Raw genomic sequence first — 24,546 nt, forward strand, 5'->3', positions numbered from 1 at the left:
TGTGGACGAAGACGCCGGCTTCGAGGGCGAAGTTGTGGTAGCCCTCGACCGTCAGGTCGTAGACGTCTGCTGTCTCGTCAAGCGGCTCGACGGACACGACATGGTGATTCACCAGATTGACCGCCTCCCGGAGGCGGGCGTAATCGCCGCCGTAGAGCGCCAGGAGCCGATCGAACCGGAGTCCCGTGCGTGCGGAACTCAGCCGCTCAGCCTCGTACGCCGCCGCCAGTTCCGCATCCGGCAGCACCAGCAGCGGAGTGAGCCGCTTGAGCGCGGCCCGCCGCCTGCCCTCCTGTTGGCGTCCAACCCGCTCTGCCCTGGGCACGTTGGCCACGTAGGCCGCCCGACCGGCTTGCGCCTTGGCAAGGTGACCGGTGCCCGGGTCTGCCAGTCGCTGCTTCATCAACCGTGAGTGTCGGGCCCCGAATTCAGGATTCTCCTCGTGCCAGGTCCGCACCGCGTTGCGCTGGCGTTCCCGCTCGGCGGGATCGCTGAGTTGTTCGACGGTCTTCCGTGAACGCCAGGCACGCAACTCCGGGTTGTCCCACTGCCGCACCGAACGCGCCCGCCGTTCGGAACGACGAGCAGGGTCCGCGAAATAGTTCCGGACGCGCTCCGCAGCGGCCTCGCGGTGCTCGGGCTGTGACCAGTACTGGGCCTGCCGGTCCCGCATCCGGTCGGCATAAGCGGCCTTTTCCTCGTCACCGAGCGCGTCGTACCAGTCCTGAAAGCCCTTGTTCAGCTTGGCCCGAAATTCGGGTGACTCGTTGAGCGCGAACAGCCGGGCGAGGCACGCCTCACGGAATGCGGGATCGCGCCACTGCGCGCTGAGCATGGCCGCCTTGAACTCCCGGCCGCCGTTGGCAAACCACTCCCGCCAGCCCGCGTGGACGTGTTCACCCATCATCGCGGCGTGCAGTGCCGAGTGGTCGGCCCAGGTCATCCTTTGGATGTTTCGTGGATCGTTGTTGCGCTTGTCGATGTCGATGTGGTGACGGACGTTGCCGTTGGTCGCGCTGTCACGACCGTGACGAAGATTCCAGGCGTCCGCGAGGTAGTGGGTGTAGACCCACTCCTCCCGGTCGTTCATCCAGATCCGCTCGTACCCGTGCAGCTTGTGCCCCTCGGCCTTACTGGAGATGCTCCGGTACAGGGGCATCAGTGAGTCACCGGGGGTCAGGGCATCGGCCCGTCGGTAGGAACCGTCGCGCAGCCGGAAAAGGTGATCCGGTGTGCAGCGGACCGACGCGCCGTTGTCGAGGTTCACCCGGACGAGCCCGGCAGCGCTCTTGGTGAGGCGTGGCTCCACCAGCGGAGCGACCACCACGCGCCCCGCCTTGTTGGTGGTGTAGCCGAAATGGGTCACCCCGCGCTGCCAGTCCGCTGCCAGGTCGGCGAAGGATCGGGCCTCGCCGGAGGCGAGCGCGACCATGGTGTCGCCGGTAAAACACCCCAGGGCGCTGTCCCCCTCCACGATGAACAGCTCGCTGCGGTCCACCCCGGTGGCACGGCAGTCGACCAACTTGGCCGGCATCGACGCGCCCTCCAGGGCGGTCTTGCGCCGGGCGGCGTCCTTCTGCTGCTTCTGGGTCAGCCGCACCCGGGCCGCGTCGACGATCTTCTGGAGCACCGTGCGCGCCTCGGCCTTGCTGCGCTTGTCCTCCAGCCACGCCTTGACGTGCTGTTCGACCAGGGTCTGCAGGACCTTGGTGATGCCGGCGGTGGAGAGCTCGTCCTTGGTCTGCGAGGTGAACTGCGGCTCGGGGATGCGGACGTGCAGCACCGCCGTCATCCCCTCCAGGACGTCGTCCAGGGTGGGCGGGTCCTCCTTGGGCTTGAGCAGGCCCCGGGTGTTGCGGACGGCGTCGGCCAGGGCCCGGGTCAGCGCCCGCTCGAAGCCCTTGCGGTGGGTGCCGCCGTGCGCGTTGCGGATGGTGTTGGTGAAGCACTCCACGGTGCGCTCGTAGCCGGTGCCCCAGCGGAAGGCGATCTCGACCTCGGCCCGGCGCTGCACGTTGGACTGCATCACGCCGTTGGCGTCGGCGGCGTTCTCCCGGTACGTCCCCTCGCCGGTGACCAGCAGGGTGCCGGAGACCGGCCGGTCACCGGCCGGGGCCAGGAACTCGACCATGTCGGTGAGCCCGTTGGGGAAGTGGAACCGCTCCTCGACCGGCTCCTCGGCGGTCTCGTCGCGCAGCCGGTAGTCGACCCCGGGGACCAGGAAGGCGGTGTTGCGCAGTTTCATCCGGACGGCGTCGACGTCCAGCCGCGCGCCGGTCTCGAAGTAGCGGGCGTCGTGCCAGTAGCGGATCGAGGTGCCGGTGCGCTGCCCCCGCTTCATCGTCCCGACCACCTGCAGGCCGGGGCCGGGGGTGAAGGGGGCGTCCGGCCCGTCGCCGGCGAAGACACCGGGCACGCCGTGCCGGAACGACATCGTGTGCACCTTGCCGGCACGCCGGACTGTCACGTCGAACCGGCGGGACAGCGCGTTGACCGCGGAGGCGCCCACGCCGTGCAGACCGCCGGAGGTCTTGTAGCCGGAGCCGCCGAACTTGCCGCCGGCGTGCAGCCGGGTGAGCACCAGCTCGACCCCGGAAATGCCGGACTTGGCGTGCACGTCGGTGGGGATGCCCCGGCCGTCGTCGTCGACCTGCACCGAGCCGTCGGCGTGCAGGATCACCTCGACCGTGCCGGCGTGACCGGCGACACCCTCGTCGGTGGAGTTGTCGAGGATCTCGTTGACGAGGTGACCCACGCCACGACTGTCGGTGGAGCCGATGTACATGCCGGGACGCTTGCGGACGGCGTCCAGGCCCTCCAGGTGGGTGAGGTCGTCTGCCCCGTAGAGGGTCTCAGGCTGTGCGGTCAACTGGTCGTACTCCCCGGTCTCGGCGGTGTGGTGCCGCTCACCGCCTCGATCTCCACGCGCGGCGTGCCGCAGCGAGCGTAGCCGTACGCCCCGACAGCGACGTGCAGCCCCACGTCGGACCGCGGTTGCGCGTCCTGCGGGGGCAACGCCGCCGGGAGCCGGGGCCTTCCCCGGTCGGGGCCACGCCACGCCGGAGAACACCATTTCCGTCATTCGACGATCGTGTTAAGAGGCATTGACGCCCATCTCGCCAGGTGATCTGATCCGGCCGTGAAGGATCTTTCACATTTCCATGGACAGATGGGGGACGTCATGTCCAGGTTCCGCCGGACCGCCCTTGCGGCGATCCTCACCGTCGCCACGGCCGCCCTGCCGGTCGCCGTCGGCCCACCCGCACCGGCCGCCGCCGCGCTGCCCACCGCCGCGGTCGCCCTCGGGGACAGCTTCATCAGCGGCGAGGGCGCCGGGGCGTACGCGCCGGTGACCGACCTCAACGGGACGGCCCAGCCCTTCCCGGGCTGGTCGGCGCCGAACAACAACGCCTACTTCTGCCACCGATCACCGAACGCCTCACTGTTCAAGGCGGACCTGCCGGGCATCGCCGCCCGGTTCAACCTCGCCTGCTCCGGTGGCCAGCCCTACGACATCGCCAACGCCTCGGCCAGCCGGGCCAAGGGCCGGCAGGTCGCCGCCCAGCTCGACCAGCTCCGCGCGGTCGGGCAGACCCACGACATCGACCTGGTGCTGGTCGGCCTCGGCTCGAACAACAGCTCCTTCACCTTCGGCAGCGTCGCCGAGAAGTGCGCGAACCGGTTCATCGCCGACGCCTGGACCGGGTGGTGGGAGTTCTGGGCGTACCTGGGCGGGCCGGTGGAGCAGGAGCCCTGCTCGGACGCCGACCTGGCCACCGCCGCCCAGGTCAGCGCGGCCACCGCGGAGACCACGGCGGCGGTCCGGCAGATCCTGACCACGCTCGACCAGATCGACGCCGACGGCCAGCACCGGATCGTCTTCCAGGACTACACCAACCCGTTGCCGCCGGAGCTGGCCTCGACCTACTGGGAGGAGGACAGCCGGGACGACACCCGGGACAAGTTCCGCGACCTGGGTGCCGAGCGGTACGCCGCCGGCTGCCCGATCCACCGGGCCAGCCTCGCCCCCGGCCAGCGCTTCTCGCAGGGCCTGGGCACCCTGGTCAACTCGGTACGCAGCACGCTGTCCGCCGAGTTCCCGGCCGCCGACCTGGTCTACCTCAACGTGCAGCGGGCCTTCGACGGCGCCCGGCTCTGCGAGTCGGCGGGCAGTCCCGGTAACGCGCTGGCCACCCCGATCCGGCTCCAGGACGGCACCTCTGGGGTCTTCGTCACCAGCCTCTCCGGCTACGACAAGCTGGACATCCAGCGGATCGCGAACACCTGCGGGACGTACTTCCAGACCTGCCAGGAGTCCTGGCACCCGAGCGCGGCCGGGCACCAGGTGCTCGGCCGGTGCCTGACCGGGGCGGCGGCTACCGCCGCCCGTACGGTCGCCTGCGTCCGGTCGACGGACGGCACCGTCCGGGTCAGCTGAACCGACGGCCGGTGGGGGCGACCCGGGTGGTCGCCCCCACCGGCCGGACCGTCTCAGGTCGCCGTCGCTCCCGTCGCCGCAGCGGGTGGGGCCAGGGTGAGCAGCACGGCGGCCGTCGGGTCGTCGACCAGGTCGTCCAGCGGCACCTCGTCGAGGACGGCGAGGAAGGCCGCCTGGGCGCGGCGGAGCTGGACCCGCAGGCGGCAGCCGGCGCGCAGCGCACAGCCGGACTCCTCGCAGGAGACCACCTCCCCCTCCCCCTCGAAGGCGCGCACCACCCGCCCGACGGTGATCCGCTCGGCCCCCTCGGCGAAGGCCACCCCGCCGGAGCGGCCCCGGACGGTGACCAGCACCCCGATCCGCTGCAACCGCTGCACCACCTTGGCCACGTGGCTGCGCGGCAGGTCGAGCCGGTCGGCCAACTCGTCGACGGTGGTCCGGGCCGACGCGGGAGCGACGAGCATGGCGATCCGCAGGGCCATGTCCGTCGACCGGTTGAGCTTCACCACCCGACCCTAGCCAGGGCAGTCGGCGGCGGACAGTGGCGGACGGCCGGGACCGCCGCGACCCCGGACGCGGGACTTTCGGCCCATAAGCGGACTTTGAGATTCCTGTTTAGGTGTCCTCTGTAGCCAACAGGAGGAGGAGCCGTGCTCTCGGAGTCGTCAGCCGCCGTCGTCACCGCCACCCTGCCCGTGGTCCGGGCGCACGCCGACCAGATCACCGGCCGGATCGCGCACAAGCACGCCTCGCTCGGCATCACCGCCGGCCAGTACCCCCTTGTGGGTGTCGGCACCTGATGGCCGCCGTCGGCGAGGTGCTCGGCCCGGCGGTCACCCCGCAGGTCGCCGCCGCCTGGGACGAGGTGTACTGGTTGATGGCCTGCGAACTCGTCGCCCGGGAGTCCCGCCTGTACACCATCGCGGGGGTTGCCGGGGACGGCGCGGTGTGGCGCGACTGGCGAGTCGTCGAGGTGACCCCCGAGGCCACCGACGTCGTCTCGTTCACCCTCGTCCCGGCCGACGGCCGACCGGGTACGCCGGTTCACGTACGCCACGGCGGCGCTGGACCGGATCCGGGTCTGTTACTCCTGGCGACACTGGGCCGAGCAGCTTCCCGCCGTCTACTCCTCGGTGAGCGGTGTCGGTCAGGTCGCCCCGGCAGCCGCCTGACGTGGACCCGTTATTACCGGCCGGTAGGATAGGGCGGTGAGCGGGGACACGGAGTACACGCAGGAGTTCGTCGACGTCGACCGGGCCCGGCTCGGCATCCAGGTCTACCCGGAACCCGACGGGGCGCCCGACGCTCCGGTGGTGGTGATCTGGCCGGCGATGGGGGTCCGGGCCCGGTACTACCGGCCGTTCGCCACCGCGCTACGCGACGCCGGCCTGGCGGTGATCGTCGCCGACCTGCGCGGCACCGGCGAGAGCACTCCCCCGCCGTCACGTGCCTGCCGGTACGGCTACCGGGAACTGGCCGCCGACGTCGGCGCGGTCCTCGACGCGCTGAAGCCCCGGCTGGACGGCCGCCCGACGCTGCTGCTGGGGCACTCCCTCGGCGGGCAGGCGGCCCTGCTGCACCTGGCCCTGCACGGTGTCGACCGGGTCGACGGGCTCGCCCTGCTCGCCGTCGGTGTCCCGTACTGGCGCAGCTATCCGGGCCTACGCGGGTACGGCGTCCTGCCGTACACCCAGGGGATCGCGGCGGTCGCCGGCGCGCTCGGGGTCTGGCCGGGTTGGGGGTTCGGCGGCCGGCAGGCGCGCGGGGTGATCCGGGACTGGGCGCGCACCGCCCGGACCGGCCGCTTCCCCACCCTGGACGGGGTGGACAGCGAGGCGGCGGTGGGCCGGTTGACCGTGCCGGTGCTTGCGGTAAGCGTCGACGACGACCAGTACACCCCGCACCCGACCGTCGACCACCTCTGCGCCAAGCTCACCGCCGCGCCGGTCACCCGTCACCGGTACACGGCGACCGAGGCGGGCGCCCCGCTGGACCACTTCCGGTGGGTCCGGGCCGGGCTGCCGTTGACCCGCCGGGTGGCCGACTTCGCGGCGGGCCTGCCCCGCCGCTGACCTGCACCGGACGGCCGGGGCCACCCCGCCGCTGGTCCCCGCCGGGAGCACGTCGGGCGGCTCCGCCGGTGGGTCGCCCGGAAGTCGGGCGCGTAGCCGCCGCCGGGACGGGTATGCCGCTGCGCCCGAACACGGTGGAGGGGGATCAGATGTCCGAACGACACACCGCACTGCGCTCGATGCACGATCTGGGCCTGGCGGCCTGGTTCGGTGGCTCCCTGATGGGAGCGCTGGGCGTCAACGGAGCGGCGGCACGGATCAGCGACTCGACCCAACGGCTCCCGGTGGCCTCGGCCGGCTGGGCCCGGTGGACCCCGGTCAACGCGGCCGCGATCGGCGCGCACCTGGCCGGCGCGGTGGGCGAACTGGCCACCGAGAGCCCCCGGATGATGGCCCAGTCCGGGGTGGGTCGGATGAGCGCGGTGAAGACGGCGCTGACCGTCGGCGCGCTCGCGGCGACCGGCTACAGCCGGTTGGTCGGCATGAAGTTGCAGAACGCCGGCAACACGCCGGTCTCGGGGACCACCGAGCCCAACTACCAGACGCCCACCGAGGTGGCGCACCGGCAGCGGCAGATGCGGGTCCTCCAGTGGACCATCCCGGCGTTGACCGGGGCCCTGGTGGTGGTCACGGCGTACATGGGCGAGCAGCAGAAGCCCGGCCAGGTGTTCCGGGGGATGCTCGGGCGTGCCGGTGGGTTGATGGGCGCCCCGGCGACGATGGGCCGGCTGGCCGCCACGGGGGCCCGTCGGCGGATGGCGATGGCCAGCTGACCGTCGGGCCGGGACCGGCCGGTGCGGGACCTGCCGTCGCGCCGTCGACGGCGCGCCCCGCACCGGCAGGTCGGCGAGCGGGGCGGGTGCCTCACCGGGTCGGTGACCCGGGGTGCGCCACCGTGGGGCGGTGAACCCGGGTCAGTGGCTGGCCGCCGTCGTCGTGGACACCACCCCGAGCAGTTCCGCAAGCCGGGCGGCGTCCCGCTGGGCCTGCCCCGCGCAGCAGTTGTTGAACAGCACGTGCAGCTCCCCGGACCGGTCGGCCAGGTCTGCCAGCAGGTCGGCCCACCGGCGCAGTTCGTCGTCGGCGTAGGCGTACCGGAACCGGTCCTCCTTGCTGCCGTCCGCCCAGTGCGCGCTGTGACCGTGCATCCGGACCAGCACCGGCTCGGCCGTACCGACCATGATCGGCGGCACCGAGGAGGGGTGGCCCTGCGGCATGTCGACGCAGACCAGACTGAGGTCGCGGTCGCGCAGGAAGGTCACCGTCTCGGCCGCCGCCACCCCGTCGAACCAGGACCCGTGGCGCAGTTCCACCGCGACCCGCCACGGCCGGCACCGGTCGGCCAACTCCTCGATCCGCCGCCGGGCGCCGGCGCTGCGCACCAGCCACGGCGGGAACTGCAACAACACCGCGCCGAGCCGGTCGGCCGCCGCGAGCGGCTCCAGCGCCGCCCGGAACCGGCTCCACAGCTCGTCGTACGACGCCTCGGGCAGGTCCCGGCGGCGGATCCGGGACGGCCCGGTGGCCGGTCGCAGGTCCCTCGGCAGCACCTGCACCGGGGTCGGGTGGCCGGTGAAGAGGCTGAACGCCTTGACGTCGAAGGTGAAACCCGGCGGGGTGGCCGCCGCCCATCCGCTTGTGGTCTCCGGCACCGGGACGGCGTAGTACGAGGTGTCCACCTCGACCAGTCCGAACTGCCCGGCGTACCAGCCGAGCCGCTGGGCGGGGGTGCGTGCCGACCGGGGATACCAGCCGGCGCGCAGCAGTGTCTGATCCGCCCAGGACGAGGTGCCCACCCTGATCACTCCCATGTGGTCCAGTCCACCGCCCGGCCGCCGGATCGGCAACCGCTGGCGTCGGGTGTGGCCCACCGGATTGTCGGGGGGTGGCCCTAGCGTGGCCTTCGACGACATCGACCACGGAGGCAGGCGGAGATGACCACTTCGGAACGGGTGCTCACCGGCGAACGGGCCGACCTGGCGCAGACCATCGGCCTGCACCGCGGCTTTCTACGACACACCGTGCGCGGGTTGACCGACGCGCAGGCGGCTACCCGCAGCACCGTCAGCGAGCTGTGCCTGGGCGGCCTGGTCAAGCACGTGACCGCGGTGGAGCAGCGGTGGGCGCGGTTCATGGTCGGCGGGGCCGGGGCGATGGAGAGCGTGCCGGTCGACTGGGCCGGTCTGTTCCGGATGTCCGACGACGACACCCTGGCCGGTCTGCTCGACGGCTACGCCGAGACCGCCGCCCACACCGACGAACTGATCGCCACCCTCGACCTGGACGTGAGCCATCCGCTGCCGGAGGCGCCCTGGTTCACGCCGGGCGCGAGCTGGTCGGTGCGACGGACGCTGCTGCACGTGATCGCGGAGACCGCCCAGCACGCCGGGCACGCCGACATCATCCGCGAGTCGATCGACGGCGCGAAGACGATGGGCTGACCCGGCCGGTCAACGGGGGCGGTCGACGACGTAGCGGGTCAGTCCGAGCAGGAACCGGCCGTCCTCGGTGCCGGCCCGGTCGCCGAGCGCTGCCTGTGCCTCGGCCGACGCCGCGTCGGCCAGCTCGCGGGCGCAGCGGCGGGCCACCTCCACGCTGTCGTACGCCATCAGCCGGCGGTGCAGCCAGCGCACCTCGGTGGCGGTGCGGTCGGCGCGTGGGGTGCCCAGGAAGGCGACCGTCCGCTCCCGTTCCCCGGTGGTGCACCGCCCCAGGAAGTCGATGAGGATCAGGGTGCGCTTGCCCTCCCACAGGTCACCGGCGATCTCCTTGCCGTAGGCCGCGTACTCCCCCACCAGGTTCAACACGTCGTCGGTGATCTGGAAGGCCGCGCCGAGATACCAGCCGTAGCGGTCCAGCCGGTCCCGACGCAGCCGACCGTCGCCGGCCGCCAGGATGCCGGTGCGGCAGGGATAGATGCAGGTGTACCAGGAGGTCTTCTTCAGACACATCCGGTAGTAGTCGTCGGGGGTGAGGTCGCAGGCGTTGTCCCGGATCCAACCGATCTCGATCGCCTGGCCCTCCAGCGAGTGGCGCAGCATCAGCCGGCTCTCCTCGACCAGTTGCCAGGCGGCGCCGGAGCCGAGGCCGTCCCGGTTGGCCAGCAGCCGGTCCAGGGCGAGCAGGTTGGTCATGTTGCCGACGTTGAGGGCCACCCCGACGCCGTACTGGGCGGGCAGGGTGGGTGCGCCACGCCGCTGTTCACTGCCGTCCTGGATGTCGTCGTGGATGAGGAAGGCGTTGTGGAACAACTCGACGGTGGTGGCCACGTTGACCGCCGCCTCGTCGACCTCGGTGCCGTCCCCGGCGAGCCGGCAGGCGGCCAGGCAGAGCGCCGCCCGGAGCCCCTTGCCGGCGCGGCGCGGATAGTCGGCGACCAGGTCGTAGAGGTAGCGGGGGCCACCGGTGGGCAGGTGGGCCAGCAGGGTCGCCATGGTGCGGGTCCGGTAGCGGTCCAGCACCTCCTCGACCTGGTCGTCGAGGCCGGGGGAAGTCATCGGCTCAGGACACCGGGCCGGGCTCGCCACCGGCCGGCGGAGCCCCGGCAGGCCGCCGGACGCGTGCCGGGCCCGCACCGGAGGCCGTCGGGTGGCCCTGCTGGGACACCCGCTCGATCAGCCCGTTGGCCAGTTCCGGGGCGAGCCGGGCCAGGTCGATCAGGCTGTCCAGCACGTCGTGCGCGTCGGCGGCGTAGCGGCGGGTCAGCTCGCCGCGCTCACCGTCGGCCGGCAGTTGGGCGACCACCATGTCGATGAGCGAGTGGGTGTCCTTGCGGACCCGGCCGGACACCTCGTCGAAGGCGGCCGGGTCGACCCGCCGGTCGGCGGTGAGCTTCTCCTGGAGGCGGCGGGCGCTGGCGATGCCGGCGGACAGCTCCTCCTCCAGCACCGACGCCGCCCGGGTGACGGCGGCGGACATCTCGTCGCCGACCTGATCAAAACGCTCGTCACTGTGCGTGTCGCGTCCTGGCATGGTGTCAGCCTCCCTCGATGCAGCGTGTCCAGCGGAGTCTGACACCGAAACGAACCGGACCGTCACTTACTGTAGGGATGCCGACGGACTTTTCGCCGTTACCACCCGGGCCTGGTGTGATCGGGGCCACCGGCACCCGTGCCGGCGTGACGCCCCACCCGGGGGTGGCGCTGAGGAACACGAGATGACCCGACATCCCCTGGACCCGGAAACCGCCGAGCGGCTGCTCAGCGGGCCGGTCGCCGGGCCGGCGGACGACCTCGGGGCACTCCTGGCGGCGGTCCGCGCCGCACCGCACCCGGCCGAACTGCGCGGGGAGCCGGCCGCGATGTCGGCGTTCCGGGCAGCTCGGGCCGGCCTCCTCCGGGCGACATCGTCCACACCTCGCGCCCCGGCCGACGGGTCCCCGTCCCTGCCCGGCGGTGCGCTCCCCGCCGAGCCGTCGTGATCAGCGTGCCGGCCGGGATCCGGGTGCCGTGCCCGGGATCGGGCGCATCGCGCTCCGGCCCCGCCACCCGGCCGGTCTCACCGTCAGCGCAGCCGGGGGCGGTGGCCCCGGTGGGCGGCCGAACGGTCCCGACCGTACGCGTCGGCATGCCCCCACCGCCCGGGGACGTCCAGCAGCTCGATCCGGCCGAATCCGTCGGGCAGCGCCGGATTCACCAGCAGGTTGTCGGCGCAGGGCCGCAACCCGAGGATGGTGCCGAGCAGCATCACCACGGCCCCGGCGGACCACGACTGTGGCCGGCCGGCCATCGGCAACTGCACCGGGTACCTGGTGGACGTCCGTGGATAGCCGGCGATCACCTCCGGCACCGATCCGCCGACCAGCTCCGCCACCGCCAGGATGCCGGCCGCGACCCGGGCCGCCTCCTCGTCGTGGTGGTAGCGCCGCAACCCGGCGGCGATCAGCGAGTTGTCCGACGGCCACACCGCGCCCAGGTGCGCACCCACCGGGTTGTACGCCAACTGCCCGTCGGCGAAGGTGCGCACCCCCCACCCGGAGAAGAGGTGCGGCCCGAGCAGCTGGGCGGCGACGGCGGCGGACCGCTCCTCGGGGACGATCCCGCTCCACAGCAGGTGCCCCAGGTTGGACGTCAACGCCTCCACCGGCGTGCCGTCCGGCTCCAGGGCCAGCGCGTAGTACTCCCGTCGGGGCAGCCAGAAGTCCCGGTTGAAGCGTTCCTTCAGGGCGGCGGCCTCGCGTTCCAGTTGATCGGCGTACTCCGGGTCGGCCCAGAACTCCCGGGCCAGGCGGGCCCCGCGGACCTTCGCGTCGTAGGCGTAGCCCTGGAGCTCGCAGGTGGCCCTCGGCCCGGCGGGCGGACGGCCGGCGGCGTCCACGATCGCATCCGGCGAGTTCCGCCAGCCCTGGTTGACCAACCCGTTGCGGGGGTTGCGCCGCTGGTAACGCAGGTAGCCGTCGCCGGTGAGGTCGCCGTACTCGTCGATCCAGTCCAGCGCCATCCGGGCCGGGTGGCGCAGTTGCCGGACCAGCGCCGCGTCGCCGGACCAGCGCTCGTACTCGTCGAGCAGGATCACGAAGAGCGGGGTGGTGTCGGCGGCGCCGTAGTAGAGCCCGGTCGGTTGCTCCTCGAAGGCGGCCGACTCGCCGTACCGCAACTCACCGACGATCTTCCCGGGTTCCTCCTCGTGCTGGTCGTCGAGGCGGCCGCCCTGGAGCAGGGCCAGCATGCGCAGCGTGCTCGGGGTGAGTTCGGGGGTGAACGGCAGGGTCTGCAGACAGGTGATCAGCGCGTCCCGGCCGTACAGCGCCATCGCCCAGGGCAGACCGCCCACCGGCACCCGCCCGGTGTACGCCAGCGGGACGTACCGCAGCGCGGCCAGGTCGGTCAGCGCCTGCTCGTACACCGCCGGCAGCCGCTCCTGCTCGGTCACCAACTGGGGCGCCCGGTCCAGCCAGTCACGCAGGTCGTGCCGCATGTCGTGGCGGACCCGCAGCCGATGTGACTCCAGGCTCTTCCGCAGGTCGTGGCCGCCATCACCCCGGATGGTCATGCCCACGTGCAGGTCGGTGATCCACTTTCCGTGCCCGGGCACGGTGATCCGGTAGGTGAAGCCACCCTCGTCGACGTCGGCCGGGGCGGTGCTGGACACGGTCGCCTCCCGGGCGAACCGCTCCCGTTCGTAGCGCAGCCGTAGCACCCCGTGGGGCGGGTGGGCGGCCCTGGTGATCCGCCGGGGCACCGGGCTGCCGATCTCCGAGGTGTCGGCGAAGTCGGCACCGACCTCCATCCGGACGACGAACTCGGCGGGTACGGCGGAGTGGTTCAGCACGGTGAGCTGCTCGGTGAAGCTGTCGTCGATGGAGCGGTGCCGGATCACCGACACGTCAGCGTCGACGTAGTGACTAGCCCTGCCGGGGACCAGGAAGAAGCGGGTCTCGAAGTAGGTCATGTCGTCGCGGGACAGGGCGTGCAGCCGCTGCCCGTCGATGGTGAGCACCCAGCGGGAGATGAACCGGGTGTCGAAGGAGAAGAGCCCCACCGGCGTCCTCGGGTCCACCTCCATGTCGCCGTGGGCGTCGCTGACCGCGAAGGCGTTGCCGGCGACGACGTGGACCCGTTCCTCCCTCACCGGCGGCCGTCCCGCTCCCGGGGGTGCCGGGCGTCGGGCGGGCCGGGGAAGATCCGTCGGAGCGTCATCAGCAACCGCATGTTGCCCTGCACCGACAGGTCGTTGCGCAGCAGTGCGGTGGCGAGGTGGGTCCGGCCGGACGCCAACCGGTCGAACACCTCCCGGTCGGCACGGACGACCAACTCGGCGTCCTCGGCGGACCGGCTGACCTCGACCCGCTGGTCGTGGATGGTGAGCCGCCAGTGGGCGGTCTGTCCGCCCTCGGCGGCATCCAGGCGCAGGGTGCCCGAGGTGGTCTCCGGCAGGTCCGACCGCCGGCCCGAAACCCACCGGTCCAGGAACCCCGCCATCGACGTACCCACGTCTTCTCCCCCCACCGGCCGTTCCCTACCCGGCCAGGATGCCGCCCGGCGGGGTGAGGTCGGGTCACCCGGAGCGGGTGAGATCCCGGTCAGGGCCGGAGCAGACCCCGCAGGTAGGCGGCCTGGCCGACGTGTTGGAGATCGTCGGAGAGGATGCTGACCAGCCGGGCACCGAGGGTCACCGGCGGATCCCAGTTCTCGTCGACGATCCGGTCCAGGTCCGCCGGTCGCAGCCCGGTCAGGAACCCGCGGGTGCGCTCCGCCACCGCCCGGTGGTAGCCGACGAGCGCCTCCGCGCTCTCCGGGCGTACCGCGGCGACCTGTTCCGGGGTGTGGCCGAAACCGGTGTCGGCGGGGTCGGCGGGAAGCCCGAACCGGGCCGCCGTGCCGCCGGTGCCCCAGACCTGGTCGACCCCGAGCAGCTCGGCGACCTGTTGGTCCTGGATCCGGGTGAGATGCCAGACCAGCCAGCCGACCGGGTTGGCACCCGGGCCGGGCGCCCGGCACAGCTCGTCGGGGCTGAGCCCGTCCACCGCCGCACGGACCAGGTCGGGCAGCCGCCCGTAGGCTTCGGTCAGCAGATCGTCGACGTTCACCGGTTCCTCCTTCTCGCGGACGTACCGGATCCAGATACCGCTGACGGACCTCGCCAAACCGCGTTCCGGGGTGATGGCGTGGTCGGTGCCCCCCGGCACGACCCTGCACGACGTGCGGTGCGGTACCCGGCTCAGGCGGACGGTTCGGGTCGGGCGATGGCCCAACCCCGACCGTACGGATCGCGCAGCAGCACCTCGTGGGGAACGCCGTTGGCGGTACCGACCCGGGCACCCACCGCGACGGCGCGGCGCAGCACCGCGTCGGGGTCGGCGGACTCCACGGTGAGCACCGGCAGTCGGGGCGTCGCCGCGGCGGGGTCGGCCCACTCGCTGACGGTGAACCGGTGGCCGTCGACGACGAGGTCGGCGGTGAGCACCCGTCCGTCGGGAAGGCACTCCTGCCGCTGCGGAACCGCACCGAACACGTGGGTGTAGAACGCGATGGCATCGGACGCGTCGGTGACGACGAGGTGCGGCGGCGCGGCTGATGGTTGCGCGGAGGTCATGACGTCGATGCCACCTTCCCCGTCGACCGGCGATGGATCCGTCTCGGTCGAGGGTAGGCGGTGCGGAGGTCGTACCGGCACCCTTAACCGACCCCTGACCGTCGACGGCGCTCGGCAGCGGGGTGGCCGCGCGGCTACCCCGGAGGTGGGGGGTGGTGACGGGCCGCTCGCCGCACTAGCGTCGGCACGGGGGCCGCGCCGCGCCCCGCCGATCGACCGGAAGGGCGTGGATCGTGTCGCTGCTGGCCGCGATGTCATCGTCGATGGACGACCGCCCGGACCTGGTCCGGGTGGGTGACCGGTCGCTGTCCCGGTCCGGGCTGCAGGGGCTGGCCGCCGCGGTCGCCGACGACCTGCACGGCCTGGACCGGGTCGCGATCGAGACCACACCCACGACGGAGACCGTCGTCGCCGTGGTGGGTGCGCTGCTGGCCGGTACGGCGGTGGTGCCGGTGCCGCCGGACGCGGGGCCCCGGGAGCGGGAGCACATCCTCCGCGACTCGGCCGCACAGGCCCTGCTCGCCCCGGCGGACGCGGCGTCGGGCGGGTCCACCGCGTCGGGCCGGGACGGGCTGCCGGTGGTCCCGGTCGATCTGCGCCGCACGTCGGCGACCACGCATCCGGAACCCGCACCGGAGCGGACCGCGCTGATCCTCTACACCAGTGGGACCACCGGGGCCCCGAAGGGGGCGTTGCTCTCCCGGGCGGCGATCGCCACCTGCCTGGACGGGCTGGCCGACGCCTGGGGGTGGACCCCCGACGACCTGCTGGTGCACGGGCTGCCGCTGTTCCACGTACACGGGCTGGTGCTCGGGGTGCTCGGTCCACTGCGGGTCGGCAGCCGACTGCACCACGTCGGCCGGCCGCAGCCGCAGCGGTACGCCGCAGCCGGCGGGACACTGTACTTCGGCGTACCCACCATCTGGTCGCGGATCGGTGCGACGCCGGCTGCCGCGCGGGCGTTGCGGTCGGCGCGGCTGCTGGTGTCGGGCAGCGCGGCGCTGCCCACGTCGGTCTTCGACGGCCTCGCGGCGCTGACCGGGCACCGGGTGGTCGAGCGGTACGGCATGACGGAGACCCTGATCACGGTGAGTGCCCGTGCGGACGGCCCGCGCCGGCCGGGTGCCGTCGGGGTCCCCCTTCCCGGGGTACGCACCCGGATCGTCGACGAGCAGGGCCGGGACCTGCCGGCCGACGGTACGGCGATGGGCGAGTTGCTGGTCGCCGGCCCGACCCTGTTCGACGGCTACCTGAACCGGCCGGACGCCGACGCGGCGAGCCGCAGCGCCGACGGCTGGTTCCGGACCGGCGACGTCGCCACCGTCGGCCCGGACGGGTGGCACCGGATCGTCGGCCGGGCGAGCACCGACCTGATCAAGAGCGGTGGTTACCGGATCGGGGCCGGTGAGGTGGAGGAGGCGCTGCTGACCCACCCGGCGGTACGCGAGGCGGCGGTGGTGGGCCTGCCGCACCCGGATCTGGGCCAGCAGGTCACCGCGTACGTGGTCGCCGACGGGGTGACCGGGGCGGAACTGGTGGACTTCGTCGCCCGGCAACTGTCGGTGCACAAACGGCCCCGTGAGGTCCGGTTGGTCGACGCACTGCCCCGCAACGCGCTGGGCAAGGTGCAGAAGAAGCGCCTCGTCGAGGGCTGAGCGGTCAGACCTGGGCGGGTGCGGGCAGCACCCGCCGCAGCCACGAATCGGTGCGGGCCCGGTGCCGCCACTCCCGGGGGTAGCCGACGGAGACCTCCTCGAACCGCACCCCGTCGTGCCAGGTGACCCGGGGGATGTGCAGGTGGCCGTAGATCACCGTGCTGGCGTGGAAGCGGCGGTGCCAGTCGGCGGTGAGCTCGGTGCCGCACCACTGGGCGAACTCGGGATAGCGCAGGATGTCGGTGGGCGTCCGGACCAGCGGGTAGTGGTTGACCAGGACCTTCGGCACGGCCGGGTCGCAGTCGGCGAGCCGGGCCTCGGTCAGCGCCACCCGGGCCCGGCACCAGGCGTCCCGGCTCGGGTACGGGTCGGGGTGCAGGAAGACCTCGTCGGCGCAGACCACCCCGGAGGCGTGGGCGCGGGCCAGCGACTGCTCCTTGCTGGTGACGCCCGGCTCGCGGAACGAGTAGTCGTAGCCGACGAACAGCGGGGCCACCAGCAGCGGGCCGCCGGCCCCGGTCCACAACGGGTACTCGTCCTCGGGGGTGCTCACGCCCAGGTTCCGGCACTGCCGCACGATGGCCTGGTAGCGGGCCTCGCCGCGCAGCAGGACGGGGTCCTGGGAGTGGGTCCACAATTCGTGGTTTCCGGGTGCCCAGATGACCTTGCCGAACCGTTCGCTGAGCAGCTTCAGCGCCCAGGTCACGTCGGCGAAGAGTTCGGCGACGTCACCGGCGACGATCAGCCAGTCGCCGGCTGCGTGGGGCCGCAGGCTCTCCACGATCTTCCGGTTCTCCGGGTACGCCACGTGCAGGTCGCTTACCGCGTAGATGCCGGCGCTCATCGTCTGGTCCCCTCGTTCGGTGGTCCGGTTGCCGTGCCCGTGGTGCGGCTCAGTTCGGTACGGCGACGACGGCCAGGGCCAGGCCGGCGTCGTGCAGGTAGCGGCCCTCGAAGTCCCGAACGCGACCGGGGACGAGGACGCGGGCGGTGAAGGTGCGGGCGGTCGGATGAAGGGTGATCCGGGCCTCGTCGAAGCCGAGGAAGACGCCGGTGACCGGGAACCACGCCTTGTAGAGGGCCTCCTTGGCGCTGAACAGCAGCCGGTCCCAGTGCGGGCCGGGGGTGTCGGCGGTCAGCCGGTGCACCATGGCCCGCTCGTCGGTCAGGGCGATCGCGTCGAGGACGCCGTCGGGCAGCGGTGCGTCGGGTTCGGCGTCGATGCCGATGGTCCGGACGTCGTCCCGGCGGGCTACCACGGCAGCCCGGTAACCGTCGCAGTGGGTGAGGCTGCCGACCACGCCGGTGGGCCAGACGGGCGCGCCGCGTTCCCCGGTGAGAATCGGCGTGGATGGCTCGCCGAGGGCGCGCAGGGCGCGGCGGGCACAGGTGCGGGCGGTGGTGAACTCCCGCCGCCGCTTCTCCACGGCGCGGGCCACCAGGGCGGCCTCCTCGGGGTGCAGCGGCTCGGTGTCGGTGTCGTCGAACGCCTCGACGGCGACCGCTCCGGGTGGCGCGAGTTGCTCGATCATGCGTCGGCCAGCGGTCGGATCGTCCAGGTGTCGCCGGTGTGGAGGAGGTCGGTGAGTTGTTGTTCGGGGGTGTGGGTGGTGGTGGCTTTGGCGGTGGTGACTTGTTGTTGGACGAGGTTGTCGTAGGTGGGGCGGTTGGTTTGTCGGAAGACGCCGATGGGGGTGTTGCGGAGATCTGGTCCGGGGAGTCGGGTGAGGGCGAAGGCGTAGGCGGGGTCGGTGATGGTGGTGTCGTGGATGACGATGTCTTCGGGTGGGGTGGTGGCGGTGTCGCGGACTTCGAGGCCGAAGGCGTGGGGTGGGTGGACGAGGCAGTGTTGGTTGTTGTGGCCGAAGGTGATGGGTTGGCCGTGGTGTAGGGGGATGAGGTGGTCGTCGCGGGTGTCGGGGTTTTTGAGTTGGTCGAAGGCGCCGTCGTTGAAGATGTTGCAGTTTTGGTAGATCTCGACGAAGGCGGAGCCTTGGTGTTGGGCGGCGGCGCGGAGGACTGTTTGGAGGTGTTTGCGGTCGGAGTCGATGGTGCGGGCGACGAAGGTGGCTTCGGCGCCGAGGGCGAGGGAGAGGGGGTTGAAGGGGGCGTCGGCGGAGCCGGTGGGGGTGGATTTGGTGATTTTGCCGGTTTCGCTGGTGGGGGAGTACTGGCCTTTGGTGAGGCCGTAGATGCGGTTGTTGAAGAGGAGGATTTTGAGGTTGACGTTGCGGCGTAGGGCGTGGATGAGGTGGTTGCCGCCGATGGAGAGGGCGTCGCCGTCGCCGGTGACGACCCAGACGGACAGGTCGGGTCGGGTGACGGACAGTCCGGTGGCGATGGCGGGGGCGCGGCCGTGGATGGAGTGCATGCCGTAGGTGTTCATGTAGTAGGGGAAGCGGGAGGAGCAGCCGATGCCGGAGATGAAGACGGTGTTCTCGCGGGGGATGTGCAGTTCGGGCATGAATTGTTGGATGGCGGCGAGGATGGCGTAGTCGCCGCAGCCGGGGCACCAGCGGACTTCCTGGTCGGATTTGAAGTCTTTGGTGGTGAGTTTCACCGTGACGGGTTCAGGCATTTTTGAGGACCTCTTCCAGCGTCGTCTCCAGTTCGGCGGCGGTGAAGGGTAGGCCGCGGACCTGGTTGTAGGCGATCGCGTCGATCAGGTAGCGGGCGCGGATGACCTGGGCGAGTTGGCCGAGGTTCATCTCGGGGATGACGACCCGGTCGTAGGCGGTCAGGACCTGGCCGAGGTTCGCCGGGAGGGGGTTGAGGTGGCGTAGGTGGGCTTGGGCGATGGGCAGGCCGCGGTGGCGCAGGGTGCGGCAGGCGGCGCCGATGGGGCCGTAGGTGGAGCCCCAGCCGAGGACGAGGACGCGGGCGTCGCCGTCGGGGTCGTCGACCTCGAGGTCGGGCACGGGGATGGCCTGGATGCGGGCGGCGCGGGTGCGGACCATGTAGTCGTGGTTGGTGGGGTCGTAGGAGATGTCGCCGGTCTTGTCGGCTTTCTCCAGGCCGCCGATGCGGTGTTCCAGTCCGGGGGTGCCGGGGATCGCCCAGGGGCGGGCGAGGGTGTCGGGGTCGCGTAGGTAGGGCAGGAACGTGACGCCGTCGTCGTGGTTGGGTGCGGTGGCGAAGGAGACGCGTAGGTCGGGCAGGGAGTCGACGTCGGGCAGGAGCCAGGGTTCGGAGCCGTTGGCGACGTAGTTGTCCGACAGCAGGATCACCGGGGTGCGGTAGGTCACGGCGATACGGGCGGCTTCGAGGGCGGCGTGGAAGCAGTCCGAGGGGGACTTCGCGGCGATGACCGCGACGGGGGCTTCACCGTGGCGGCCGTGTAGGGCCATGTTCAGGTCGGCCTGTTCGGTTTTCGTGGGTAGCCCGGTCGACGGGCCGGCGCGTTGCACGTCCACGACGACCAGGGGAAGTTCCAGGGCGACGGCGAGGGAGATCGTCTCGGATTTCAGGGCGACCCCGGGGCCGCTGGTCGTGGTGACCCCGAGGGCACCGCCGTAGGAGGCGCCCAACGCGGCGCCGACCGCGGCGATCTCGTCTTCGGCCTGCATGGTGACCACGCCGAGTTTCTTGTGTTTGCTCAGTTCGTGGAGGATGTCGGAGGCGGGGGTGATCGGGTACGCGCCGAGGAACACCGGCAACCCGGAACGGACCCCCGCGGCGACCAACCCCAACGACAGGGCGGCGTTACCGGTGATGTTGCGGTAGGTACCCGGCAGCATCCTGGCGGGTTTCACCTCGTAGCGCACCGAGAACGAATCAGTGGTCTCGCCGTAGTTCCACCCCGCCCGGAACGCGGCGATGTTCGCCGCGACGAGATCCGGACGCTTCGCGAACTTCCGCTCCAGGAACCGCAACGTCGAGTCGTACGGGCGGGAGTACATCCACGACAACAACCCCAACGCGAACATGTTCTTCGCCCGCTCGGCGTCCTTCTTCGACACCTGCAACTCCGCCAGAGCACCGACCGTCATCGACGTCAACGCCACCGGATGCACCACGAACCCCGCCAGAGAGTCATCCTCCAGAGGACTCACCGCGTAACCGACCTTGACCAGGTTCCGCCTGGTGAACTCATCGGTGTTCACGATGATGTCCGCACCCCGACGCAGATCCGCCAGATTCGCCTTCAACGCCGCCGGATTCATCGCCACCAACACATTCGGCGCGTCCCCCGGCGTCAGAATGTCGTAATCAGCGAAATGCACCTGGAAACTCGACACCCCCGGCAACGTCCCCGCCGGCGCCCGAATCTCCGCCGGGAAATTCGGCAACGTCGAAATATCATTACCCAACTGCGCCGTCTCCGAGGTGAACCTGTCCCCCGTCAACTGCATCCCATCACCCGAGTCACCCGCAAACCGGATCACCACCCGGTCCAACTGACGGACCTCGGTGGCGGCGGTCGTCCCGCCCTCCGTCGGCTGCCCGTCGTCGTACCATGCCGTCGAGGTCATGGGCGATCACGTCCCTCTCTCCTGCGCGCGGCGCGCACCACCACGGCGCGGCACCCGGACGCGACGGGACCGGCACCCGGCCCGGCGGCACCCCCGCCGGTCGTCACGCCGTCGGTGCCGCGGCTCGGGCGCCCGTACCGCCGGGGTCGGCGACCCCGTCGTCAGCCGGCGGGGCCGCCGACCGCGGCACGCGCCGGTGAGCGCGTGCGACCACACGTTAGGTTCCGCCTCCGGCGGTGCCAACCCTAAGCACGGTAGTTCCACCCCTGGCCGTGCCAACCCGTAGCGAACCCCTACCCGGGCACACCCCCACACCGGCGGGCGACGGCCGGCACGATGGGTCCATCGGGGACGTTGCGGGGCCCGCGCCTCGACCCGACATGGGACACTTGTATACATGGGCGAGCTGACCAGCGGCGCAGTGGCCGAGCCAGGGTCACCGCTGCGGCCGGGTGATCCGGAGCAGGTCGGGCCCTACCGGTTGCGCAGGCTGCTCGGCTCGGGCGGCATGGGGGTGGTGTTCCTGGCCGAGGCGTCGGATGGAGGCCGGGTGGCGGTCAAGCTCGTCCACGACGAACTGCGGTCCCGACCGGAGTTCCGACGGCGCTTCGCCCGGGAGGTCGCCGCCGCCGGCCGGGTGGCCGACTTCTGTACGGCCCGGGTGCTCGACGCCGATCCACAGGGACCGGTCCCCTACCTCGTCACCGAGTACGTCACCGGGTCGTCCCTGCACGAGCACGTGGCCCGGCACGGCTCGCTCTCCGGCCCCCAGGCCGAGGCATTGGCGGTCGGCGTGGCAGCCGGGCTCACCGCGATCCACGCCGCCGGGCTGGCCCACGGCGACCTGACCCCCCGCAACGTGCTGCTGTCCCCGTTCGGGCCGAAGGTCATCGACTTCGGCCTGGCGAGCCTGATCGAGGCCCTCGACCCGACCACCGGTCCGTCGTACGGCACCCCCGGCTGGTTGGCTCCGGAACGCCTCGCCGGCCTCCCCCCGGCCCAGCCCGCCGACGTCTACGCCTGGGGCATCCTCGTCGGCTGGGCCGCCACCGGCCGGCTGCCGGTCGACCCCCGGGTCCACCCGGCCGACGGCCCCGACCTGAGTGGACTGCCCGCCGGCCTGGCCGCGGTGGTCGCCCGGGCCCTGCGCGCCGACCCCCGGCAACGACCCACCGCCCGGGAGGCGATGCTGGTCCTGGTCGGCAGCGCCGACACGGCGACCATCCGGTCGGCGCTGGAGCCGGTGGCCACGACCACCGAGCAACTCACCGGCACCCGGTGGTATCCCGCCGCGGGGCAACCGGCCACCCTGCGCGCTCCGGCGTCACTGCCGCATCGGCCGCCGCCGTCCTGGGCGGCGGTGTCGACCGGGGTGGTGGCGGTGCTCGCCGCCGTCGTGCTCGGCGTCGTCGCGCTGCGCCAGGCCGACCAGCGGGACACCCCGGTCGCCGGCCCGGGTCCGGCCGCGCCCGCCAGCACCACGCCGAGCCCGAGCCCTTCGCCCTCCCCCAGCCCGTCCCCCGCCACCGCCAGCGGGCAGGACGGGTCACTGGAATTCACCGTACGGGGGGTGCACTGCGGGCAACGTGAGATCGGATTCTGGCCGCTGACCCAGAAGGCGGACGGGGTGTTCTGCATGGTCGACGTCGACATCGTCAACAAGGGCACCAAGGGCACCATCGTCTGGCCGCTCAGCCAACGGCTGGTCGACGCCGACGGGCGCGGTTACACGCCCGATGCCCGGTCCCTGCTCTACTATCCGGACACCCAGCGGTTGACGAAGAACATCAAGCCCGGCGCGGAGGTCAGCGGGTCGCTGGTCTACGACACGCCGGTCGGCACCGAGTTCCGTCAGCTCGTTGTGCACGACACGCCCCTGAGTGCGGGCACCACCATCGACCTACCACCGTGACCGGGAGAGCCGGAGAACATGGACGTCGCCGTCGCCATAGGGCTCACCGGACGGGCACTGACCCGGGCCCTGTACGCCACCGGACGGGGCGTGGTGCTCGTCGCCACCGCCGCGCTCAGCCTGGCCCTCTTCATCGTCACCACCCTCGCCACGGCGTTCATCCTGCTCGGCGTCGGGGTGCTGCTGCTGCCGGTGGTCACCCCGCTGGTCCGCCGGCTGACCGGGCTGTGCCGGAAGATCGCCACCCGGTCCGGGGTCCCGATCGCCTCGCCCTACCTTCCGCTGCCACCGCTGGAACCGGGGATGTTCGGCTGGGTGCAACGCTGCCGGTCCATCCTCACCGACCCGGCGACCTGGCGTGACCTGCTGTTCCTGCTCCTCAACGCGCTGGTCGGGTTCGCGCTCGGGCTGTTGCCGCTCACCCTGCTGGTCTACTCGGTGGAGGGGCTGGTGCTCTCCACCGGGTTCTGGATGCTGATGCGCGAGTCCGGGGTGAACTTCTGGTACGGCTTCACCGCGCTGGACTCCTGGCCGCATGCGGCACTCGGGGCGCTTGTCAGTCTGGTGCTGTTCGGGATCTGGGCGGCCGCCACCCCACACGTGATCGCCGGACACGCCCATTTCGCCAGATCGCTCCTGGGGCCCAGTGAGCGGTCGGTGATCGCCTCCCGGATGCGGCACCTCTCCGAGACCCGGTCAGACGTGATCAACATCCAGGCCACCGAGCTGCGCCGGATCGAACGGGACCTGCACGACGGCGCGCAGGCCCGGCTGGTCGCGATCGGCATGAAACTCGGCGCGGCCACCCGGCAGCTGCGTACCAATCCGGACGCCGCGGAGACCCTGCTGGTCGACGCGCGCAACGCCACCGCCACCGCGCTGGAGGAGCTGCGCTGCCTGATCCGGGGCATCCATCCACCGGTTCTCGCCGAGCGGGGCCTGGAGGACGCCATCCAGGCCATCGCGCTGGAGAGCCCGATCGAGGTCGAGGTCACCACCGACGTGCCCGGCCGGTTGGCCGCCCCGGCGGAGTCCGCCGTCTACTTCGCCCTCTCCGAGTTGCTGAACAACGTCGTCAAGCACGCCAAGGCCGACCGGGCCAGCATCGAGCTGTGCCACGAGGACGGTCTACTGCGGGCGGTGGTGATCGACAACGGTCAGGGCGGCGCGGACGCCTCGCTCGGCACCGGTATCCGGGGCATCGAACGACGCTGTGCTACGTTCGACGGGACGCTCGTCCTCAGCAGTCCCGAAGGTGGGCCGACCGTCGCGATCCTGGAGCTGCCGTGCGCGTTGTACTCGCCGAGGACCTCTTCCTACTGAGGCAGGGAATGGTCCAGCTCCTCGAATCGTACGACTTCGAGGTCGTCGCGGCGGTCGACAACGGTCCGGCGCTGCTCGACGCGCTGGTGACCCTGCGCCCCGAGGTCGCGGTGGTCGACGTGCGACTGCCTCCGACGTTCACCGATGAGGGCCTCCAGGCTGCCCTGGAGGCTCGTCGCCGCTACCCTGGCCTGCCCATCCTGGTGCTCTCCCAGCACGTCGAGCAGTTGTACGCCAAGGAGCTGCTCGCCGACGCCAGCGGCGGCATCGGTTACCTGCTGAAGGACCGGGTGCTCAACAGTGACCAGTTCGTCGACGCCATCCGACGCGTCGCCGACGGGGGCACCGCGATGGACCCGCAGGTGATCTCGCAACTGCTGGCAGGCAGGTCCCGTCGGGAGCCGTTGTCCACGCTCACCCCACGCGAGCGGGAGGTGTTGAAGCTGATGGCCGAGGGATGTTCGAATACGGCCATCGCGCAGCGCCTCATCGTCAGTCAGGGCGCGGTCGCCAAATACACGACAAGCATCTTCACCAAGCTCGACCTCACCCCGGCGGACGACAGCAACCGTCGGGTGCTGGCCGTGCTGGCGTACCTCAACGGCACCCGCGCCGACGTCTCCTGACGCCCCGGCCAAGC

The 24,546-nt window shown here is 71.8% G+C and carries 21 protein-coding genes and 3 pseudogenes; 10 read left to right on the forward strand and 14 right to left on the reverse strand.

The genetic code is table 11. From position 1 onward, the window contains the following. Window positions 1–4 precede the first annotated feature (4 nt). Window positions 5–1,474, reverse strand: a pseudogene (locus OHQ87_RS15055) (ATP-binding protein); the annotation flags it as partial. Continuing rightward, window positions 1,451–2,966, reverse strand: a pseudogene (locus OHQ87_RS15060) (ATP-binding protein); the annotation flags it as partial. The pseudogenes OHQ87_RS15055 and OHQ87_RS15060, both read right to left, overlap by 24 nt. Before the next feature lie 215 nt (window positions 2,967–3,181). On the opposite strand from OHQ87_RS15060, the gene OHQ87_RS15065 reads away from it, so the two are divergent. After that, on the forward strand, window positions 3,182–4,438 hold the full coding sequence (locus OHQ87_RS15065) for a hypothetical protein (RefSeq protein WP_328348859.1): 1,257 nt from the start codon (window positions 3,182–3,184) through the stop codon (window positions 4,436–4,438). A gap of 53 nt (window positions 4,439–4,491) precedes the next feature. Here OHQ87_RS15065 and OHQ87_RS15070 read toward each other — a convergent pair whose 3' ends face one another. After that, entirely contained in the window at window positions 4,492–4,944 is a 453-nt protein-coding gene (locus OHQ87_RS15070; RefSeq protein ID WP_328338360.1) for an RrF2 family transcriptional regulator, read from the reverse strand. Window positions 4,945–5,088: 144 nt separating this feature from the next. Here OHQ87_RS15070 and OHQ87_RS15075 point away from each other — a divergent pair. The 3 genes and pseudogenes from OHQ87_RS15075 to OHQ87_RS15085 all read left to right on the forward strand — a co-directional run. Beyond that, window positions 5,089–5,471: pseudogene (locus OHQ87_RS15075) on the forward strand (globin domain-containing protein); the annotation flags it as partial. Between the two features lie 175 nt (window positions 5,472–5,646). After that, complete coding sequence (locus OHQ87_RS15080; RefSeq protein ID WP_328338362.1) at window positions 5,647–6,510, forward strand: alpha/beta hydrolase family protein; 864 nt, start codon at window positions 5,647–5,649, stop codon at window positions 6,508–6,510. A 149-nt stretch (window positions 6,511–6,659) separates the two neighbouring features. Further along, window positions 6,660–7,283, forward strand: a complete 624-nt coding sequence (locus tag OHQ87_RS15085; RefSeq protein WP_328338364.1) for a hypothetical protein — start codon at window positions 6,660–6,662, stop codon at window positions 7,281–7,283. A 141-nt stretch (window positions 7,284–7,424) separates the two neighbouring features. Here the strand turns inward: OHQ87_RS15085 and OHQ87_RS15090 are convergent, their stop codons facing one another. Then, window positions 7,425–8,321 (reverse strand): DUF72 domain-containing protein, encoded by an 897-nt coding sequence (locus OHQ87_RS15090; protein ID WP_328338366.1) that lies wholly within the window; start codon window positions 8,319–8,321, stop codon window positions 7,425–7,427. Window positions 8,322–8,444: 123 nt separating this feature from the next. Between OHQ87_RS15090 and OHQ87_RS15095 the strand changes: the two genes are divergently transcribed. Next, a complete protein-coding gene (locus tag OHQ87_RS15095) occupies window positions 8,445–8,951 on the forward strand; it encodes a DinB family protein (protein ID WP_328338368.1) in 507 nt (168 codons plus the stop codon). 9 nt (window positions 8,952–8,960) lie between these two features. Here the strand turns inward: OHQ87_RS15095 and OHQ87_RS15100 are convergent, their stop codons facing one another. Together OHQ87_RS15100 and OHQ87_RS15105 are read right to left on the reverse strand one after the other, a co-directional pair. Further along, a complete protein-coding gene (locus OHQ87_RS15100; protein WP_328338370.1) occupies window positions 8,961–10,007 on the reverse strand; it encodes a polyprenyl synthetase family protein in 1,047 nt (348 codons plus the stop codon). 4 nt (window positions 10,008–10,011) lie between these two features. Then, window positions 10,012–10,482, reverse strand: coding sequence for a hypothetical protein (locus OHQ87_RS15105; protein WP_328338371.1), 471 nt, complete (start codon window positions 10,480–10,482; stop codon window positions 10,012–10,014). A 184-nt stretch (window positions 10,483–10,666) separates the two neighbouring features. Between OHQ87_RS15105 and OHQ87_RS15110 the strand changes: the two genes are divergently transcribed. Further along, the gene (locus OHQ87_RS15110) at window positions 10,667–10,930 is read left to right on the forward strand and encodes a hypothetical protein (RefSeq protein ID WP_328338372.1); all 264 of its coding nucleotides are present in this window, start codon (window positions 10,667–10,669) and stop codon (window positions 10,928–10,930) included. Between the two features lie 83 nt (window positions 10,931–11,013). On the opposite strand, the gene OHQ87_RS15115 is transcribed toward OHQ87_RS15110, so the two are convergent. The 4 genes from OHQ87_RS15115 to OHQ87_RS15130 form a co-directional block, all read right to left on the reverse strand. Continuing rightward, entirely contained in the window at window positions 11,014–13,080 is a 2,067-nt protein-coding gene (locus OHQ87_RS15115) for an amylo-alpha-1,6-glucosidase (protein WP_328338374.1), read from the reverse strand. Beyond that, window positions 13,077–13,430 carry an SCP2 sterol-binding domain-containing protein gene (locus OHQ87_RS15120; protein WP_328348860.1) on the reverse strand — a complete coding sequence of 118 codons (354 nt, stop codon included), beginning with the start codon at window positions 13,428–13,430 and terminating at the stop codon, window positions 13,077–13,079. The genes OHQ87_RS15115 and OHQ87_RS15120 overlap by 4 nt, the downstream gene beginning before the upstream one ends. Window positions 13,431–13,531: 101 nt before the next feature. After that, window positions 13,532–14,038: a mycothiol transferase gene (locus OHQ87_RS15125; RefSeq protein ID WP_328338376.1), complete on the reverse strand. Its 507-nt coding sequence runs from the start codon at window positions 14,036–14,038 to the stop codon at window positions 13,532–13,534. 131 nt (window positions 14,039–14,169) lie between these two features. Beyond that, the gene (locus OHQ87_RS15130) at window positions 14,170–14,544 is read right to left on the reverse strand and encodes a VOC family protein (RefSeq protein ID WP_328338378.1); all 375 of its coding nucleotides are present in this window, start codon (window positions 14,542–14,544) and stop codon (window positions 14,170–14,172) included. A 251-nt stretch (window positions 14,545–14,795) separates the two neighbouring features. Between OHQ87_RS15130 and OHQ87_RS15135 the strand changes: the two genes are divergently transcribed. Continuing rightward, the gene (locus tag OHQ87_RS15135) at window positions 14,796–16,199 is read left to right on the forward strand and encodes an acyl-CoA synthetase (RefSeq protein ID WP_442930829.1); all 1,404 of its coding nucleotides are present in this window, start codon (window positions 14,796–14,798) and stop codon (window positions 16,197–16,199) included. Window positions 16,200–16,203: 4 nt separating this feature from the next. Here OHQ87_RS15135 and OHQ87_RS15140 read toward each other — a convergent pair whose 3' ends face one another. From OHQ87_RS15140 to OHQ87_RS15155, 4 genes are read right to left on the reverse strand one after another with little or no spacing between them, the layout of a single operon-like run. Then, the gene (locus tag OHQ87_RS15140) at window positions 16,204–17,043 is read right to left on the reverse strand and encodes a metallophosphoesterase family protein (RefSeq protein WP_328338382.1); all 840 of its coding nucleotides are present in this window, start codon (window positions 17,041–17,043) and stop codon (window positions 16,204–16,206) included. A 49-nt stretch (window positions 17,044–17,092) separates the two neighbouring features. Then, a complete protein-coding gene (locus OHQ87_RS15145; protein ID WP_328338384.1) occupies window positions 17,093–17,731 on the reverse strand; it encodes a 4'-phosphopantetheinyl transferase family protein in 639 nt (212 codons plus the stop codon). Then, window positions 17,728–18,777, reverse strand: coding sequence for a 2-oxoacid:ferredoxin oxidoreductase subunit beta (locus tag OHQ87_RS15150; protein WP_328338386.1), 1,050 nt, complete (start codon window positions 18,775–18,777; stop codon window positions 17,728–17,730). Before OHQ87_RS15150 ends, OHQ87_RS15145 begins: the two co-directional genes overlap by 4 nt. Continuing rightward, entirely contained in the window at window positions 18,770–20,671 is a 1,902-nt protein-coding gene (locus OHQ87_RS15155; protein WP_328338388.1) for a 2-oxoacid:acceptor oxidoreductase subunit alpha, read from the reverse strand. The genes OHQ87_RS15150 and OHQ87_RS15155 overlap by 8 nt, the downstream gene beginning before the upstream one ends. A gap of 397 nt (window positions 20,672–21,068) precedes the next feature. On the opposite strand from OHQ87_RS15155, the gene OHQ87_RS15160 reads away from it, so the two are divergent. From OHQ87_RS15160 to OHQ87_RS15170, 3 genes are read left to right on the forward strand one after another with little or no spacing between them, the layout of a single operon-like run. Next, the gene (locus tag OHQ87_RS15160; protein WP_328338389.1) at window positions 21,069–22,583 is read left to right on the forward strand and encodes a serine/threonine-protein kinase; all 1,515 of its coding nucleotides are present in this window, start codon (window positions 21,069–21,071) and stop codon (window positions 22,581–22,583) included. 18 nt (window positions 22,584–22,601) lie between these two features. Continuing rightward, window positions 22,602–23,906, forward strand: coding sequence for a sensor histidine kinase (locus tag OHQ87_RS15165; RefSeq protein ID WP_328338391.1), 1,305 nt, complete (start codon window positions 22,602–22,604; stop codon window positions 23,904–23,906). Then, entirely contained in the window at window positions 23,870–24,532 is a 663-nt protein-coding gene (locus OHQ87_RS15170; RefSeq protein ID WP_328338392.1) for a response regulator transcription factor, read from the forward strand. Before OHQ87_RS15165 ends, OHQ87_RS15170 begins: the two co-directional genes overlap by 37 nt. The last annotated feature ends 14 nt before the right edge of the window (window positions 24,533–24,546 follow it).

It is taken from the genome of Micromonospora sp. NBC_00421, assembly GCF_036017915.1.
Taxonomy (GTDB): domain Bacteria; phylum Actinomycetota; class Actinomycetes; order Mycobacteriales; family Micromonosporaceae; genus Micromonospora.